Consider the following 16283-nt stretch of genomic DNA (forward strand, 5'->3'; position numbering starts at 1 on the left):
CCATCCCTACTCTCTATAAACGCCGTAAAGTGACCACTGTCCTGTAGGTTCCATCTCAAAGCCTTTAACAGATTTATCGTAAGCGGCTGACGCGATGCCATGGTAGATCGGCAGAACCGGCAGCTGTGTCATCACATATTCATCCGCTTTTGTTAAGATTTCCTTACGCTGTTCTTGATCTACAACAGAACGAGATTGATCGATCAGCTTATCGAGTTCAGCATCTTTATAACGGCTTAAATTTGTCGCATCAATGTTTGCTGAATGAAGTCGCGGGAACAATAATTCACTTCCATCTCCTGTAACGTTCGACCAGCCAGCGATCGTAATATCAAAGTCACCTTTTTTCGAGACATCCAGGTAAGTACCCCACTCGATCGTCTCAATGGTTGCGTTTATCCCCGCTTCTTTTAACTGTGACTGAATGACTTCAGCCATGTTCATGTACTGACTCGTATTAGCAGCTAGTATTTTTATCTCTTTTTTGTCAAACCCGTTATCTTTCACAAGTTTCTTTGCTTCTGCCTGATCAAACTTCGGTCCTTTATCACTGCTTTCGTTATGCCCAAAAACTTCTGGTCCGATGAAGCTGTTTGAATAAACTCCGAGACCGTTTAACTTTTTTAAATAACCTTCACGGTTGATTGCTTGTGAAACAGCTTGTCTAAATTTCAAGTCGTTCATCGGTTCTTTTTCCATGTTAAAAGCCAAGTAGTAAACGGGAGTTCCTTCTTTTTTCTGTATATCAACGTTCTTAATTTTCTCTAGACGCGGCATCAGTTCAGGTGCCAGTCCATCGATCAACTGAACTTTTCCGGTCTGCAGCATAGAGATCGCCGTTGATACTTCAGGAACGACTGTAAACGTTAGCTTTTCAAGTTTAGCCGGCTTCTGCCAATAGTCCTTGTTCTTCACCAGTACGATGTCATCGCCGTTTACTTTTTCAGAGAACGTAAATGGTCCTGTTCCAACTGGATCTTTCATGAGATCTTGTTTTTGATCAGCTGTTGGAGATACGATGGCCGCATTTGAGTGCGTTAAAGCCGCAAGCATCGGTCCATATGGCTTCTCTGTTTTTAAAACAACCGTATGCTCGTCCTGAACTTCGATGGATGATACAGGTGCTAAAAGTGATGCACGCGGTGCTGCAGTCTTCGGATCTTTTAATTTATCAAACGTGTATTTAACAGAATCTGCGTTGAACGGAGTCCCATCGTGAAATTTTATATTCTTCTTCAACTTGATCACCCACGTATTTTCGTCTGGGTTTTCATAGGATTCTGCAAGGTGTGGAACGATTTCACCTTTTTTATCTCGAACAAATAACGTTTCATAGATCTGTTCGATCACTGTAGATGATACAGAATCATTTGTTAGAATCGGTGATAGACCTACCACTTTTGAAGTCGTTGCATAGGTTAGCTCTTGTTCAGCTTTACCTGCACTTCCTCCTGATGAAGAATTGCTGCTGCAACCCACTAAAGCCAGTGACAATACAAAAAGAACCGTTAGCAAACTAGCAAACCACTTTTTTCCCATTTGTCATATCCCCCTCTTATTTGTCCAAACTCATTCCTTGATCTAACGCGTCACGAAGCGCATCACCGACAACATTAAACGCAAACACAACTAGCATGATGGCGATACCCGGAATCACGATCATATGAGGCGATGTCCACATGTACTCCTGTCCTGCAGCAATCATCGCACCCCATTCTGGCGTTGGCGGCTGTGCCCCTAAGCCTAAAAAACTTAATGATGCCGTTGATAGAATCGCAGTTGCCATCCTCATCGTCGCAAACACGATGATAGGAGCCATACAATTTGGCAGAACATGCCTGACCATGATGCGAAGGTCACTTGCTCCAAGTGATCGCATCGCGATAATGTACTCTTGCTTCTTAATGGAGAGAACACTTCCCCGGACGATACGCGCACACGTCGGGATTGACCAGATACTAATCGCAATTACAACGTTCACAAGGCTTGTCCCTAAGATTGCAATGATCAGCATAGCTAGCAGAATACCAGGAAAAGCAAACATTAAATCTACAAATCTCATAATGATACCGTCGAGCCTTCTATAGTAACCAGATAGCAAACCAAGTACGACTCCGCCCACTAAACCAAGACTTACAGCACCGATTCCTACTAGCAACGAGATTCTCGCTCCATATACGATTCTGCTCCAGATATCTCGTCCATAATTATCCGTTCCTAGCCAATGCCCTTCTGTCCCAATAGGCAGTTCACTCAGTTCCAAGTTCTGTTTGTTTGGATCCACTCCTACGATGACTGGAGCCGCAAGAGCCATGAACAGCTGAAAAGCAATGATCACGAGACCGACGATAGCCATCTTATTCTTAATGAGTCGTTTCCACGTTTTGTAAAGCGCAAATTCTTTCTTTTTCTTATGTGACGGTAACTGCTGTGTTACTACTTCCGTTGACATGTTATCCCCCCTTCGCGTTTATTCGTAACTGATCCTTGGATCAATAAAGGCATATACGATATCGACAATTAAGTTCACTAAGACGAACAGTGTGGCTACAAGAAGGACCGACCCCTGAACCATCGGAAAATCACGAGCTGCAATAGACTCAATCATGAGCCTGCCAACCCCGTTGATGGCAAAAACAGATTCTGTAATGATGGTGCCTCCAAGTAAGAAACCAAAATTCAAGCCGATCACTGTAATGACTGGAATCATTGCGTTTCGAAGACAATGCATCATGATGACTGTTCTTTCACGAACACCTTTCGCTCTTGCCGTTCTTACGTAATCTGCTCGAATCACTTCCAACATCGCAGAACGACTCATTCTGGCGATCATTGCGGCTGATCCTGTTCCAAGAGTAATAGCAGGAAGTGCGAGCTGTTTCATTCCTTCGATGGTCCAGAACGGTTCGGTCAATCCCCCGACTGGAAACCATTGAAGGTTAACAGCGAATATTAGGATCAATATCGCACCTAACCAAAAGTTAGGAATGGAGATTCCCCCAAGAGCAATAATGGTGCTCAGTCCATCAAACCACGTGTTATGCTTTAATGCTGATATGATTCCTGCCGTTACACCGATTACAATCGCAACAATAATACTTGCGATCGCAAGGTTCAGTGTGTTTGGAAAACGATCGATAATCGCTTCTGACACCGCTTGTTTTGTCTGATAGGAGAAACCTAAGTCACCTGCAAAAATACCTTTTAAGTAATCGAAATATTGAGCGAGCAACGGCTCATTAAGTCCAAGGTTTTCTCTGATCGCTTCAACGTCTTCTTGAGTCGCTGTTGGTCCGCCGATTATACTTGCCGGATCACCTGGCGCAATATGCATACTCATAAAAACAATGAATGAAATACCGATTAATAAGAGCACTAGCTGAAAAATACGCCTTACAATCAAACCTGCCATTTTCTCTTCACCTCTCCCCTTTTTTCACTTTTTCGGTACAATTAAGTAGAAATGACCTCCGTTTGTTAACCAAAATCCATATATAAACTAACAAACGTTTTATATTGTTTCTGATTATAAAATATATTCAGAATATTTTCTATATAAAATCATAATTTGGTTCTTTGTTCCCGTACCTATGTAAGTAGACATAAACTAATGCACTACTAAACGTTTTTGAGATAGGAAGATGCACCTAGTTGATATAATTGCTTCACTAGAATAATAAAAGAGGATTCGAAATGGATAGCTGTCCATTCGAATCCTCTTTGTATTCTTTATAGTTTTAGCCCTGATCGGCTCTTGAATCTTCTGAGTAGAATATGTGATTCTACTCTCGAAATACCTTTGATGCCATACAGTTCATTATTGATAAACTTCTCTAACGAAGGAAAATCTTCTACCAATACGTGCATATGTAATGTGCTTGGCCCAGTCATCTGGTAGCAGCTTGCGACACTTGGATTATTCACGAGTTTCTCTGCTACTTTTACTAAATAGGCTGGTTCACAGTCCACTTCAAAGAAAGCTGAAACGGTCTTACCTGCTGCTTCTGAGTCAATCACCACACTGAACTTTTCTATTACTCCCGCTTTTTTCATCTGATTAACACGTTCGCGAACAGATACACGGGAAAGGCTTAATTCCTTACCGATCTCTGCATAAGACATTCTACCGTCTTGTGTTAGCAGCTCTAATATTTTTCGATCTGTATCATCTATTTTCAAATCAATCACCACGCTTACATTGAATGAATTCATTGTAAGCGTTATTTTCTCAAAATTCAAATAAGGACTAAAAATGCAATGTATTCACCCTGTATTACAACAGTTTTAAAAAATTCAACACATTCTCAGAAACCCAGTCATATCAAGGATAAACAGTTGGACAGATGACTCAATTTTATAAAAAATGAGAAAATGTTATAAAACAGGTGTTGCAAAATATAAACTGTTATAATACAATGCATTATAATCAATTCAAAAACAAAACAGGAGGAATTTAAAATGAAAAACTACTTGGAGCTTCACCGTAATATTCCGGACAAAACGTGTATAGAATGTGGATGTGTAATCGAAGAACAACATGAATCTTATCTTTATGAGTGCGAGCGCTGCATGGGAAAACACGAGAGGTAAATTTTTTTACCTCTTCTGTTATATAACAATAATATTTTAACTCTATCTGTTTAATAACATGTTCAGAAAGGACTGTGTCATAAGTGACGATTGAAACTACTAATCTACAAGTGTTAGGCGACATTACCCCAGCGTATGAAAAAATATTAACACCCGGTGCCCTTCTTTTCTTAAAATCATTGCATCTTCACTTTAATAACACCCGAAAAGAACTTCTGAAACAACGAAAAGCCAGGCAGAGTGAGATTGATGCTGGTATCATGCCTACCTTTTTACCGGAAACCGAACATATCCGAAACAGTAATTGGACCATCTCACCGCTTCCACAAGATCTTCAAGACCGACGAGTAGAAATTACAGGTCCTGTTGACCGCAAGATGGTGATCAACGCGCTTAACTCAGGAGCTAGGCTTTTTATGGCAGATCTCGAAGATTCCAACTCTCCTACTTGGGAGAACACGATTGATGGTCAGATCAACTTAAAGGATGCCGTTAACCGCTCCATTTCTTTTGATAATGGAAACGGAAAAACGTATACATTGAACGAAAAGACCGCCACGCTCATCGTACGTCCACGCGGCTGGCATCTTGAAGAAAAACATATCGTTGTCGACAACGAACCGATGTCTGGTAGCTTAGTAGATTTTGGCCTTTATTTTTATCACAATGCAAAGACACTGATCGAAAACGGGTCTGGACCTTACTTCTATCTTCCTAAAATGGAAAGTCATAAAGAAGCTCGCCTTTGGAACGATGTGTTTATTTACGCCCAAGAACAGCTTGGGATTTCAAGAGGCACGATTAAAGCAACTGTACTCATCGAGACCATTGTTGCAGCTTTTGAGATGGACGAAATTTTATACGAACTTCGTGAACATTCCGCAGGTGTAAACTGTGGCAGATGGGATTATATTTTCAGCTATATTAAGAAATTCCGTAATCAGCCACACGTGATTCTCCCTGACCGTTCGCTCGTTACGATGACTGTTCCGTTCATGAGATCCTACTCTCTTTTGGCAATAAAGACATGTCATAAACGAAACGCTCCTGCGATCGGTGGGATGGCGGCACAGATTCCAATCAAAAACGATGAAGCTGCAAACGCTGCTGCTTTTGAAAAAGTGCGTGCTGACAAAGAGCGCGAAGCTTCTGACGGTCATGACGGGACATGGGTTGCCCATCCGGGACTCGTGCCTGTTGCTTTGGACGTGTTCGACCGCATCATGCCAACACCTAATCAGATCGACCGAAAACGTGAAGATGTAGTCGTAACGGCTGATGATTTAGTGGCTGTACCAGAAGGCGAAATCACAGAAGAAGGTTTGCGCGTCAACATTAGTGTCGGCATCCAATACATCGCTTCTTGGCTGAGAGGTAAAGGAGCTGCACCAATCAACCATCTCATGGAAGATGCGGCTACAGCAGAAATCTCACGTGCCCAAGTATGGCAATGGATTCGACACCCGAAAGGCATTTTACGTGACGGCCGCAAAGTGACGTTCGAGCTGGTAGAGGAACTAAAGCTGCAGGAAGTTCAAAAGTTGAGACAAGGAATGAATGAGGAGTCATTCAATTCTGGTCGTTTTATGGAAGCTGTCGCGCTGTTTGATGAACTGATTCGCGATGATGAGTTTCAAGATTTCTTGACCAATCGTGGGTATGAGGTTTTGTAGGTTTGATTTACTGCTGCCTTTGGAAGTGATTGATTTCCGCTCCACTTCATTAGCTATCCGTTTTTTTCTAAAAGACGTCACTGAATAGTTAATCGGAGTGTAAGGTGGGAGACTCCTGGGGGATCAGCGGGACAGGTGAAACACCTAAGAACGCATAGCGTCGAGGTGGTTCACCGCACGCCCCCCGGAAAGCGAGCACCTGAAACGGAGATTAATCACCCACAAGAACAACTTGAGTTAACTTTACGCTACCCACTTTTCAACAATAAAAATCTAAAATATAAACCTTAAGGAGAGAGATTAATGAGTCAATCACGTGTGGAGAAATTACAGAATATGTGGCAAAACGAAGAGCGCTGGTCAGGTGTTCAGCGTCCTTATACAGCAGAAGAGGTTATTCGCTTACGCGGGTCTATCGATATCGAGCATACCCTTGCAAAAAAGGGTGCCGAAAAATTTTGGGATCTGCTTCAGAACGAAACATATGTAAACGCTTTAGGAGCACTAACAGGCAATCAGGCAGTTCAACAAGCAAAGGCAGGTCTGAAAGCCGTATACTTAAGCGGTTGGCAGGTCGCAGCAGATGCCAACCTTTCTGGAAACATGTATCCTGACCAAAGTTTATATCCGGCAAACTCTGTGCCACACGTGGTAAAACGCATTAACTCTGCTCTTCAGCGCGCTGATCAGATTCAGCACATGGAAGGTGGAAACGAAGTGGATTATTTCCTTCCGATCGTTGCCGATGCAGAAGCAGGTTTTGGCGGACAACTGAACGTGTTCGAACTGATGAAAGGCATGATCGAATCTGGAGCGTCAGCTGTTCACTTTGAAGATCAGTTATCTTCTGAGAAAAAGTGCGGACATTTAGGTGGAAAAGTACTGCTGCCGACGATGACGGCTGTACGTAACTTGATCTCTGCTCGTCTGGCGGCAGATGTGATGGGAACGCCAACGATTCTGATCGCACGTACAGATGCTGATGCGGCTGACTTGATCACGAGTGACATCGACCCGGTCGATCGCGCTTTTATTACTGGTGAGCGAACAGCTGAAGGTTTTTACCGTACGAATGCGGGACTCGACCAAGCAATCGCACGCGGTCTTGCTTATGCTCCTTATGCTGATTTGATCTGGTGTGAAACAAGTGAACCGAACTTAGAACAAGCGCAACTTTTTGCAGATGCGATCCACGAGCAGTTTCCTGGTAAACTATTAGCCTACAACTGTTCTCCTTCTTTTAACTGGAAAAAGAAGCTAGATGACGCGACAATTGAAACGTTCCAGCAGCAGCTTGCAGCGATGGGCTATAAGTTCCAGTTCGTTACACTTGCAGGGTTCCATGCACTGAACCACAGCATGTTCGAGCTTGCAAAAGGCTACAAAGCGAGAGGCATGGGTGCTTATTCTGAGCTTCAACAAAGAGAGTTTGATAGTGAGATCGATGGCTATACCGCAACTCGCCACCAGCGTGAAGTAGGAACTGGCTATTTTGATGAAGTCACACAGCTCGTTTCAGGTGGTACCGCTTCAACAACAGCTCTTAAAGGATCTACAGAAGAAGACCAATTTCAGTCACAAAAAGCGTAGAGATAGAGTTATTGGATAGGAGATAAATAGAGAAAGGACAGGTGCAGATGCCCCTGTCCTTTTTAGCATTCAATTTATAAAGGTATTTTGAACACGCCACGATTTTTTTGCATACGTTGACCAGATGATGAACGCCAATAACGCAGAGGCTGAGTTTACAAACGGCGTTTCTGTGTTTATTTCTTCTACAAAGAGAAGTAACAAATCGATTAAAACCGCAAAAACTAACGAAATCTGCAGCAAAAAGATCCAAGTCTTCACGAAAGCTTTTTTTTTCGTAAAAAAGAGATAGAGAAGATACACGTTCAATCCGATCAATCCGATGTTAAAGATGAACTCTCCGTATACGACGTACTTTAATAATAATGATTTGAATTCATAACCTCTGATTGCATGAAATCCCACTTGTACAGCATCTAATTTATACGGCAGAGCTAAGATGAGTCCCACTCCTACTAGAATCAGCCAGCCTCCCAAACCTTTCAAATCTTCTTTTTGTTTTGGTTGTGTCTTCAATGTTCGTCCCCTTTTCTTTTTCCATGAAGGATAAATTAAATCTAACTTGAATATTATATCTAAAATTAAACAGGTCAGGAGTCATGTTATGGAAATGATAAAAACAGCTACTGTTTTTGATGCTGCTGAGATACTTGCGTTACAAAAAATCGCTTATGTGAGTGAGGCTGAATTATACGGAAACTTTGATATTCAGCCTCTTAAGCAAACGGTCGCTGATGTGGAAGAAAGCATAAGAACCCACCACGTATTGAAGTATCTATTTAACGGTAAAATTATTGGCTCCGTCAAAGCTCATGAAAACGAAGGAACGTGCTATATAGGTAAGCTCATGGTCCACCCTGACTTTCAGAACAGAGGCATCGGTAGAAAGTTAGTACAAGAGATTGAGCAATTGTTCGCTGGATACCGTTACGAATTATACACCGGCAGCAAGAGCGTGAAAAATATCTCTTTTTACGAGAAGCTGGGCTACAAAGCGTTTAAAAGCCATAAATTAGACTTTGAAGAAACCATCTTTGTTTTTATGGAAAAGCAGCCTGCTTTGTTAAAAAAATAAAGAAAAGAGGCTGATAAAAGTCAGCCTCTTTCTCGTTCTATTAAGCTTTCACATCACGCTTTTGGAAGACTGTAAACGTAATCGCGAGCATGACCACCGTGTATACGGCGAGAACGCTAATAGAGAATGGTAGCGTTAAGTCCTTAATCATTTGATTCTGTCCATCGATTAATACACTAAGATCCATGTTGGCAAACAACGTGTAGATTACCCAATCTTTGTTGGCAAGAAGAGTAACAATAATGTTACCGGCAAACATCGTAAACATTGCCACACCGATTGCGACAGAGTTACTCATGAACAAGGTTGAAATCATGAATGACATAGCCACGAGTGTTGTTAATTCAATAAATTCTACACCGATGTTAGCAAACACGTACTCCACGATCAGCCTTTCCTTCACTTGCCCATCTTCTGCTGTGATCAAGTACGACTGATCCATGCCTCCAAATCCATAGGCAAGGCCACCTACCAGCCATGTCACTAGAATAACAACAAGCCACATTAAGAACGCGAAGCCGAGTGTTGCAACGAATTTAGATAAAAGAATTTTCCATCTACTATAAGGGCGGATCAGAAGCATCTTGATCGTCCCTTTTGCAAATTCATTAGATACGATATCACTAGCCACTACGATTACGAACAATCCGATAAAAATTGAAAGCCACGACATGTCTTTCGTGAACTGCCAAGCGGTCGTTTCATAAGGAGAAATATCATTAGCAATGGCATATTCGTTCTGCTTGATGGTGGATTCTAAATATTCTATATAGACTTCATCATCATTGTTTTTCTTTGCTTCATCTAGAGTCTTCTCGTCATTCTTAATCGTTTCAGTCAATTCTTGCTTCCAATTTTCGTTCACTTCTACATCTGTTGTTACCTTATCATAAACAGCGATACCGATAATGATAACGATTGGGATAGCAAGGAAGATCCATGTACGTGTTCGGCTAAATATTTTTATCCATTCATTCGTTAACAGGGACAGCCACTTCATTCAGATCTCCCCCTTTCTTTGTCATTTCTAAGAATCGTTCTTCAAGCGTTTTTGTTTTGCGTTGGATACCAACAACGAGAACGCCTGCGAGAACAAGTTGTTTGTTCATTTCAGCTATAAATCGAACGTCTGCTGTTTGGACGATCAGTTCTTGACCTGACTCCGTTACGTTCAGATCTTCGTTTAAATTTAGAAGGACTTGTTTAGCCTGTGTTACGTCTCCTTCAATTTGGAAATGAACCTTCACATCGGCTTCGTCTTCTTGGTTCAGAATCTCGTCGATACGCACAAGCTTTCCATGTTGAATAATGGCAACACGGTCACACATCATCTGCATCTCAGCAAGCATGTGCGAAGAAACAATCACAGAGGTACCGTTGTTCGCGAGTAGACGTAAATAGTTACGAAGGTCATAGATGCCTTGTGGATCGAGACCGTTTGTCGGTTCGTCCAGAATTAACACGTTCGGTCTATGTAAAAGTGCCTGAGCTACACCCAGTCGCTGTCTCATACCAAGCGAGTATGTTTTTACCTTATCGTTAATCGCGTACTTTAGATCGACGAGCTCGATCACTTCGTCAATTCTTTCCTTCGTCACATCCGGCATGATCCGTGCATATTGCATAAGATTTTTGTAACCTGACATATAATCGTAGAGCTGCGGATTTTCAACGATCGCGCCAACGCGTTCCATCGCTTTTTCAAAGTTCCCTCGCAGGTTGTCACCGTTAATCAAAACGTCTCCGTCCGTGATAGAGATCAGCCCAACAATCATTCGAATCGTTGTTGTTTTACCCGCTCCGTTCGGACCAAGCAGACCGAAAATCTCACCTTCTCTTACCGAAAACGATAGATCATCCACAATGGTCTTGCCTTTGATCTTTTTCGTTAAGTTTTTAAGTTCTAACGTATGTGTTGTCATGCGCTCCCCAATTCCTCCTATCATAACTCTCTCTTTTCTCACTGTAATACGACTGAGACAAAAGAAAAGTTTCGTAAATTTTGTAAATTATTTACTTATCACTTTAACACTTCTACTTGCTTTTGATATATGCTTTTCTCTTTTTGTAACGCGTGTTGAGATAAAAACACCCAGTATAACGAGCACACCGCCCGCTCCTTGATACCATGCCAGTGTTTCGTCTATAAAAATAACGGCAAAGATTGCAGCAAACACAGGGATCAGGTTCAAAAAGACTCCAGCTTTACTCGGACCCACCCGCTCAACCGCCATATTCCAAGACATGAACGCAACGATTGATGCAAAGATCCCCGTGTAAAGAATGGTTGCGATAGTGCCAAGTGACCATACTATTTCTTCTGTTTGCATCTCACGTATGGAAAATGGCAGCAAGATGAGTATGCCAAGAAACGCCGTTACAATGAACGTGCTGTATGTAGGGAGAATTCCCGCATATCTTCGAATAAGAAGCGAATAAATGCTCCAGCAGATCACAGCTCCGATTACAATTAAGTCACCTTTATTAAACGACAACTGGAGTAAAACTGTGATTGAGCCTTTTGAGATAATAAATAGCAGTCCAATGAGTGAAATCAGGGCTCCAGCTATCTGTTTTGCGTTAAGCTTCTCTTTGAGAAAAGCAAACGACAATAGGAAAAGCAGAATCGGCGTTGATGTGTTAACGATGGATGCATTAATGGACGTCGTAAAGTGCAAGGCGATGTACAGAAGCGTATTAAAGCCCGTGATTCCAGTAATTGATAAGATGAGGACGACTTGCCAATGTCTTTTTAGCATCTGCCATTCTTTTTGTAAAAAGGGTACGGCAAACGGAAGGAAAATGAGAAACGCCGTACACCATCGCAAAAAAGAGAGTGTTACAGGCGGTAAACTGCTCGCTATGGCACGTCCGATCACAAAATTTCCGCCCCAGATTAAGTTTGCGACCACTAAAAGTACATACGGGTTAACTTTTTGCACGGTGTGAATCACCTCTTTTTTTGAGATTAAGTCGTTTTGAGCTTCAATAAGGTCGTTTTGAGAGTAGATTAAGTCTAAACAGCGACCAATTAAGTCAAAAATCAAAAATAAAGGCCATTCGACAAACCTGAACAGAAAACGTTTGCCTGCCTGCCCCCTAATCAGCAGCGACTAAAATCATTTTCTCCCACTATAGCAGACTACCTTTTAAAGTAGATATGGTCATTTCGCCTCAATCTAAAATTTGTAAGCTTTTTTCCTGTAAATCCACTTTGAATGCTGTACAATGGAAATTAAAATCATTGAAATACTTTACTTTATGAAGTAATAAGCAGAAGAAAGAAGATGACATAATGAAAGCGTATCGGACGTATGTGATTTTATTCCTAGTGATGGTGGTGTGGGGCTTAAATGTAACCGCTACGAAAATTTTGGTTACGAACTTTTTGCCTGTTACCATCACTGGAATTCGTGTTCTAACGGCGGGCTTAACCGTATTTCTGCTTCTCTCTATAATAAAAAAAGTGCGGTGGCTGACAAAAAAAGAGTTCTGGTATGTCTTTCTAGCATCAATCTTTAATGTGGTCGCGCATCACTATTTTCTTTCGATCGGCTTAACCGAAACAACGGCCACGAACGGCGGATTGATCATGGGAATGTCGCCACTTCTCACGACCATTCTAGCTATCTCGTTTTTAGGAACTCCTCTTACGCTCTTAAAATCAATCGGACTTCTTCTTGGTTTCTCTGGCGTTGCGTTCATCGTTTTGGAAGGCAACAGTCAGGTAGCAGGGATCTCGTTCGGTGATGGATACATTTTATTATCTGTACTCACACAAGCGGTAAGTTTCATACTGATCAAACGTGTGGCACACACCTTGGATCCACGACTCATGACCGGTTATATGATGGTGATGGGTTCATTGTTCTTGATCGTGATCGGATTGATTGAAGAGCCACAAGGATTTGCCGGTGTTGTTGAGAATTCGACCGTTTCACTATGGCTGATCTATTTTGCATCAGCTTGTATTGCGACAGCTGTGGGTCACATGCTCTATAATGAGGCAATCGGTAAAATCGGAGCATCAGAAGCTTCAATCTTTATTAACCTGAATCCATTCTTCGCTCTCGTTGGTGCGTATCTCTTTTTAGATGAACAGATTTTGTTTCAGCATATTTTCGGATTTCTGCTCATTATCACCGGTGTACTCTTAGGCTCTGGGGCTGTTGAAGAGATTCGGAACAGAAGATTACGCAAAAAACATGCGGCTTAAAACATGGTGAACGACATAAAAACGACCAGAGATTTTAAAAAATCTGGTCGTTTTCTTATTACGAAGTTATAGACGCTGCTTTCTTCTTCCGTTTTTGCAGCACCACATTTTGAATCGTCAAAAACACATTCCCGACCATCCAATAAAGAGGCAAAACAGCAGCAAGCTTCCATGCAGAAAATAGGATGATGATCGGCATCACGTAACCCATCATTTTTATTTGCGGATTAGATGCAGCAAGCTCTGTTGTACTCATTTTATATTGGATGAATGTTGTTAAAGCCGCTAACACTGGCAGCAGATGGATGGGATCTGCTGTCCCTAGGTTAAACCAAAGAAAATTGTGCAGAGCGATCTCTTTCGTTTTGATGATCGCATAATAGAATGCAAACAAAATCGGCATCTGGATCAATAGCGGCAAACACCCCATTGAAAACGGGTTCACCTCATGTTTTTTATAAACAGCCATCAATTCATTCTGTAATTTCAGTTGAGATTCTCGATCTTTGCCTGTGTGTTTTTCACGAAGCTGTTGAATTTCCGGCTGAATCTCCTTCATCTTTTCCTGATTCTTCGTCTGTTTCAACGTTAACGGCATGATCAGGAATCGTATTACGATCGTTAAGATGATGATCGCAATCCCATAGCTATCGTTAAACAGATACGCCACATATTGAATGAGCTCTGAAAACGGGTAGATGAAAAAATGGTTCCAGATCCCCGGGCTATCTGCGGTAATCGGCGCTTTATTGCAGCCGGATAAAAGAAAAATAGCTAGTAATGAAAGGATGGATATATATTTCTTCAAAGTTGTTCCTCCTTGTTATGAAAACTTTAAGCAAACAAGGAGGAAACGTGCCCTTCTTTATCATCAGGCGATTCTTTTCTAAACATCGTCCGTGCGATCTCATCTCGAATGAAACAATAATTTTGAACGAGGTGAGAATCGGTCATCATCATCTCGGAACATAGCCTGTCCTTTTTCACATGGTGATTTGATCGATGAACAAGAGATCGATTAACGACTGACAGCTGTTTAGCAATAATGAACGTTAGCGCGATACTAATGGATAAAACGAGCGTATCTGTCTGATAGATCAGATCAAAAAACTCCATAAATCAAATCACCTCCTAGTAACAATTATACTAAAGTTTCACCCAATATATCTATGATACAGAGATTTTGCTTCTGCCATATTTTTCGTGCCATGTACAAGCGCACGGCCATCTTTAAAAAGAACGAGGCGGTGACTGCCGCTCTGAAGCTCTAGTAGGTATGGATTACAGCGAACTTCTCCATGTGGCAGTAATCTCTTCTCCATCTCTGTTAAATTTATTTCAATCGTGTGAGCGGGACGAATCTGAACAGTATCCCGCCCGCAAAGAACAGCTGTTTTTAACGCATTACTTTTTTCTAGATAAGGATACGTTGGGTTAGCTCCGCAAGATGGACAGTCTACCTTTTTCGCCTTTCCCATCCCTAGTTGAACATGCTGATTCGTCCACGTATCAAATGTGACGATCTTCTTCCGGATAGATGCATAATCCTCCACTAAAATCTTTAACGCCTCGGCTGTTTGATAAGCGGTGACCATCTGAACAGCTGGAGAGATGATTCCTGCCGTGTCACATGTTTGGCCGTTCGCCGGAATCTTATCGAGCAAACAGTTCAAACACGGCCCCTCTCCAGGTAAGATCGTGTAAGAGATGCCATAGCTTCCAACACACGCCCCGTAAATCCACGGAATTTCATATTTTTGAGCCAGGTCGTTAATCAACAAACGCGTCTCAAAATTATCGGTCGCATCCATAATCAGATTGATGCCGGAGATCAATTCTTCTGCTTCCTCAATCCCCATGTCCATCACATGTGCTTGAATCTCTACTTCAGAATTAATCTGGTTCAATCTATTTTTTGCAGCAACTACTTTGGGCAGCTGTCTCTTCGCATCTTCTTCAGAATAAAGCTGCTGACGCTGAAGGTTCGTCCAATCCACATAATCGCGATCGACGAGTACGATTCGTTTCACTCCCGCACGCGTAAGAGCTTCAGCACTTCCCGCTCCAAGCGCACCTGCGCCAACGATGAGCACGCTCTTTGTTCGAATTTTCGCTTGCCCATCTATACCGATCGGGCTAAATAATTCCTGTCTTGAATATCGTCCATTCACTTCACACTCAACCCTTCTAAAGGACTGCTCGCTGTTGCCGTTTCTTTTCTTGGGATTCTTCCCGCTTCATACCCTAGCTTTCCAGCTTCAACTGCCATTTTCATCGCGTGGGCCATCTTCACAGGATCCTTCGCACCCGCAACGGCTGTGTTTAACAACACACCGTCTGCTCCGAGCTCCATCGCGATCATCGCATCACTCGCACTGCCGATCCCTGCATCAACAATTACAGGAACCTTCGTCTGCTGTATGATGAATTTTAAATAAAGCGGGTTGATGATTCCTTGCCCGGAACCGATCGGAGAAGCGGCAGGCATGATCGCATGTGAGCCCAGTTCTTCTAAACGTCTAGCGAGAACAACATCATCTGACGTATAAGGAAGCACGATGAATCCTTCTTTTAATAGCTCTTCTGTGGCTTTAAGCGTTTCTACCGGATCCGGCAACAGCGTTTTGTCGCATCCGATGACTTCTACTTTTACCATATCACATAATCCCGATGCTTTCGCCAGTTTTGCGATTCGAACCGCCTCTGCCGCTGTCTTCGCACCAGCTGTGTTTGGTAACAACGTGTATTTCTTTAGATCAAGCATCTCTAAAAAGTTTGGCTGATTTGCTTCAAAGATGTTCATCCGACGAACCGCAAACGTTAAAATTTCAGAACCAGAAACCTCTACCGCTTCTTTTTGTGTTTTGAAGTCCGGATATTTGCCTGTACCTAATAATAAACGTGATGAAAAGGAATAGGGTCCAATGTGTAACATACAATCAACCTCCGCCAACAAATCGAACAAGTTCGATCTTGTCGTTTTCTTTTATTTGAGTATCACTTTGTTTTTGATTATCAATAATATCTTCGTTCACTTCTGCAATCACAACTTGGTCATGTAAGTTAAGGTGCTTCAGCAGATCTTTAATTGACTGCAAAGAGTTTGGCACCATGACCTCTTCTCCATTTATCATAAGTT

General features: G+C 42.1%; 18 protein-coding genes. 5 read left to right on the plus strand and 13 right to left on the minus strand.

The features are described from left to right. Positions 1–6: 6 nt before the first annotated feature. From ABE65_RS19685 to ABE65_RS19700, 4 genes are all read right to left on the minus strand, one after another. Complete coding sequence (locus tag ABE65_RS19685; RefSeq protein ID WP_066398759.1) at positions 7–1539, minus strand: glutathione ABC transporter substrate-binding protein; 1533 nt, start codon at positions 1537–1539, stop codon at positions 7–9. Between the two features lie 16 nt (positions 1540–1555). After that, positions 1556–2452, minus strand: a complete 897-nt coding sequence (locus tag ABE65_RS19690) for an ABC transporter permease (RefSeq protein WP_066398767.1) — start codon at positions 2450–2452, stop codon at positions 1556–1558. Positions 2453–2470: 18 nt separating this feature from the next. Continuing rightward, the gene (gene nikB / locus ABE65_RS19695) at positions 2471–3412 is read right to left on the minus strand and encodes a nickel ABC transporter permease (RefSeq protein ID WP_066398770.1); all 942 of its coding nucleotides are present in this window, start codon (positions 3410–3412) and stop codon (positions 2471–2473) included. Between the two features lie 317 nt (positions 3413–3729). Next, positions 3730–4179 carry an Lrp/AsnC family transcriptional regulator gene (locus ABE65_RS19700; protein WP_066398772.1) on the minus strand — a complete coding sequence of 150 codons (450 nt, stop codon included), beginning with the start codon at positions 4177–4179 and terminating at the stop codon, positions 3730–3732. Between the two features lie 279 nt (positions 4180–4458). Between ABE65_RS19700 and yhfH the strand changes: the two genes are divergently transcribed. The 3 genes from yhfH to aceA all read left to right on the plus strand — a co-directional run bounded on the left by yhfH (position 4459) and on the right by aceA (position 7853). Beyond that, a complete protein-coding gene (yhfH, locus tag ABE65_RS21655) occupies positions 4459–4590 on the plus strand; it encodes a protein YhfH (RefSeq protein WP_082861521.1) in 132 nt (43 codons plus the stop codon). Positions 4591–4673: 83 nt separating this feature from the next. Beyond that, on the plus strand, positions 4674–6263 hold the full coding sequence (gene aceB / locus ABE65_RS19705; RefSeq protein ID WP_066398775.1) for a malate synthase A: 1590 nt from the start codon (positions 4674–4676) through the stop codon (positions 6261–6263). Between the two features lie 303 nt (positions 6264–6566). Beyond that, a complete protein-coding gene (gene aceA / locus ABE65_RS19710; protein WP_066398778.1) occupies positions 6567–7853 on the plus strand; it encodes an isocitrate lyase in 1287 nt (428 codons plus the stop codon). Positions 7854–7922: 69 nt separating this feature from the next. Here the strand turns inward: aceA and ABE65_RS19715 are convergent, their stop codons facing one another. After that, positions 7923–8369 carry a DUF2569 domain-containing protein gene (locus tag ABE65_RS19715; RefSeq protein WP_066398780.1) on the minus strand — a complete coding sequence of 149 codons (447 nt, stop codon included), beginning with the start codon at positions 8367–8369 and terminating at the stop codon, positions 7923–7925. A gap of 88 nt (positions 8370–8457) precedes the next feature. On the opposite strand from ABE65_RS19715, the gene ABE65_RS19720 reads away from it, so the two are divergent. Continuing rightward, positions 8458–8928, plus strand: a complete 471-nt coding sequence (locus tag ABE65_RS19720) for a GNAT family N-acetyltransferase (protein WP_066398787.1) — start codon at positions 8458–8460, stop codon at positions 8926–8928. A 40-nt stretch (positions 8929–8968) separates the two neighbouring features. On the opposite strand, the gene ABE65_RS19725 is transcribed toward ABE65_RS19720, so the two are convergent. The 3 genes from ABE65_RS19725 to ABE65_RS19735 all read right to left on the minus strand — a co-directional run bounded on the left by ABE65_RS19725 (position 8969) and on the right by ABE65_RS19735 (position 11870). Beyond that, a complete protein-coding gene (locus ABE65_RS19725) occupies positions 8969–9928 on the minus strand; it encodes an ABC transporter permease (protein WP_066398789.1) in 960 nt (319 codons plus the stop codon). Continuing rightward, positions 9900–10850, minus strand: a complete 951-nt coding sequence (locus tag ABE65_RS19730) for an ABC transporter ATP-binding protein (protein ID WP_066398791.1) — start codon at positions 10848–10850, stop codon at positions 9900–9902. Before ABE65_RS19730 ends, ABE65_RS19725 begins: the two co-directional genes overlap by 29 nt. 87 nt (positions 10851–10937) lie before the next feature. Further along, positions 10938–11870, minus strand: coding sequence for a DMT family transporter (locus tag ABE65_RS19735; protein ID WP_066398793.1), 933 nt, complete (start codon positions 11868–11870; stop codon positions 10938–10940). A 353-nt stretch (positions 11871–12223) separates the two neighbouring features. Here ABE65_RS19735 and ABE65_RS19740 point away from each other — a divergent pair, with 353 nt between their 5' ends. Continuing rightward, entirely contained in the window at positions 12224–13144 is a 921-nt protein-coding gene (locus ABE65_RS19740; RefSeq protein WP_066398796.1) for a DMT family transporter, read from the plus strand. Between the two features lie 58 nt (positions 13145–13202). Here the strand turns inward: ABE65_RS19740 and yidC are convergent, their stop codons facing one another. Genes yidC through thiS form a run of 5 tightly spaced genes read right to left on the minus strand, consistent with a single transcriptional unit; the run spans position 13203 to position 16278 of the window. After that, entirely contained in the window at positions 13203–13952 is a 750-nt protein-coding gene (gene yidC / locus ABE65_RS19745; RefSeq protein WP_066398797.1) for a membrane protein insertase YidC, read from the minus strand. Between the two features lie 26 nt (positions 13953–13978). After that, entirely contained in the window at positions 13979–14260 is a 282-nt protein-coding gene (locus tag ABE65_RS19750) for a hypothetical protein (protein WP_066398802.1), read from the minus strand. A 38-nt stretch (positions 14261–14298) separates the two neighbouring features. Beyond that, entirely contained in the window at positions 14299–15315 is a 1017-nt protein-coding gene (locus ABE65_RS19755) for a MoeB/ThiF family adenylyltransferase (protein WP_066398804.1), read from the minus strand. Then, positions 15312–16079 carry a thiazole synthase gene (locus ABE65_RS19760; protein WP_066398805.1) on the minus strand — a complete coding sequence of 256 codons (768 nt, stop codon included), beginning with the start codon at positions 16077–16079 and terminating at the stop codon, positions 15312–15314. The genes ABE65_RS19755 and ABE65_RS19760 overlap by 4 nt, the downstream gene beginning before the upstream one ends. A 4-nt stretch (positions 16080–16083) precedes the next feature. Next, positions 16084–16278: a sulfur carrier protein ThiS gene (gene thiS, locus ABE65_RS19765; RefSeq protein WP_231887919.1), complete on the minus strand. Its 195-nt coding sequence runs from the start codon at positions 16276–16278 to the stop codon at positions 16084–16086. Positions 16279–16283 lie beyond the last annotated feature (5 nt).

Source organism: Fictibacillus phosphorivorans, from assembly GCF_001629705.1.
GTDB lineage: Bacteria > Bacillota > Bacilli > Bacillales > Fictibacillaceae > Fictibacillus > Fictibacillus phosphorivorans_A.

Bases quoted from the DNA above. Each gene is read 5' to 3' on its own strand.
- ABE65_RS19685 (WP_066398759.1), bottom strand. From the start codon at position 1,539: ATGGGAAAAAAGTGGTTTGCTAGTTTGCTAACGGTTCTTTTTGTATTG.
- ABE65_RS19690 (WP_066398767.1), bottom strand. From the start codon at position 2,452: ATGTCAACGGAAGTAGTAACACAGCAGTTACCGTCACATAAGAAAAAG.
- nikB (WP_066398770.1), bottom strand. From the start codon at position 3,412: ATGGCAGGTTTGATTGTAAGGCGTATTTTTCAGCTAGTGCTCTTATTA.
- yhfH (WP_082861521.1), top strand. From the start codon at position 4,459: ATGAAAAACTACTTGGAGCTTCACCGTAATATTCCGGACAAAACGTGT.
- aceA (WP_066398778.1), top strand. From the start codon at position 6,567: ATGAGTCAATCACGTGTGGAGAAATTACAGAATATGTGGCAAAACGAA.
- ABE65_RS19720 (WP_066398787.1), top strand. From the start codon at position 8,458: ATGGAAATGATAAAAACAGCTACTGTTTTTGATGCTGCTGAGATACTT.
- ABE65_RS19725 (WP_066398789.1), bottom strand. From the start codon at position 9,928: ATGAAGTGGCTGTCCCTGTTAACGAATGAATGGATAAAAATATTTAGC.
- ABE65_RS19730 (WP_066398791.1), bottom strand. From the start codon at position 10,850: ATGACAACACATACGTTAGAACTTAAAAACTTAACGAAAAAGATCAAA.
- ABE65_RS19740 (WP_066398796.1), top strand. From the start codon at position 12,224: ATGAAAGCGTATCGGACGTATGTGATTTTATTCCTAGTGATGGTGGTG.
- ABE65_RS19750 (WP_066398802.1), bottom strand. From the start codon at position 14,260: ATGGAGTTTTTTGATCTGATCTATCAGACAGATACGCTCGTTTTATCC.
- ABE65_RS19760 (WP_066398805.1), bottom strand. From the start codon at position 16,079: ATGTTACACATTGGACCCTATTCCTTTTCATCACGTTTATTATTAGGT.
- thiS (WP_231887919.1), bottom strand. From the start codon at position 16,278: ATGATAAATGGAGAAGAGGTCATGGTGCCAAACTCTTTGCAGTCAATT.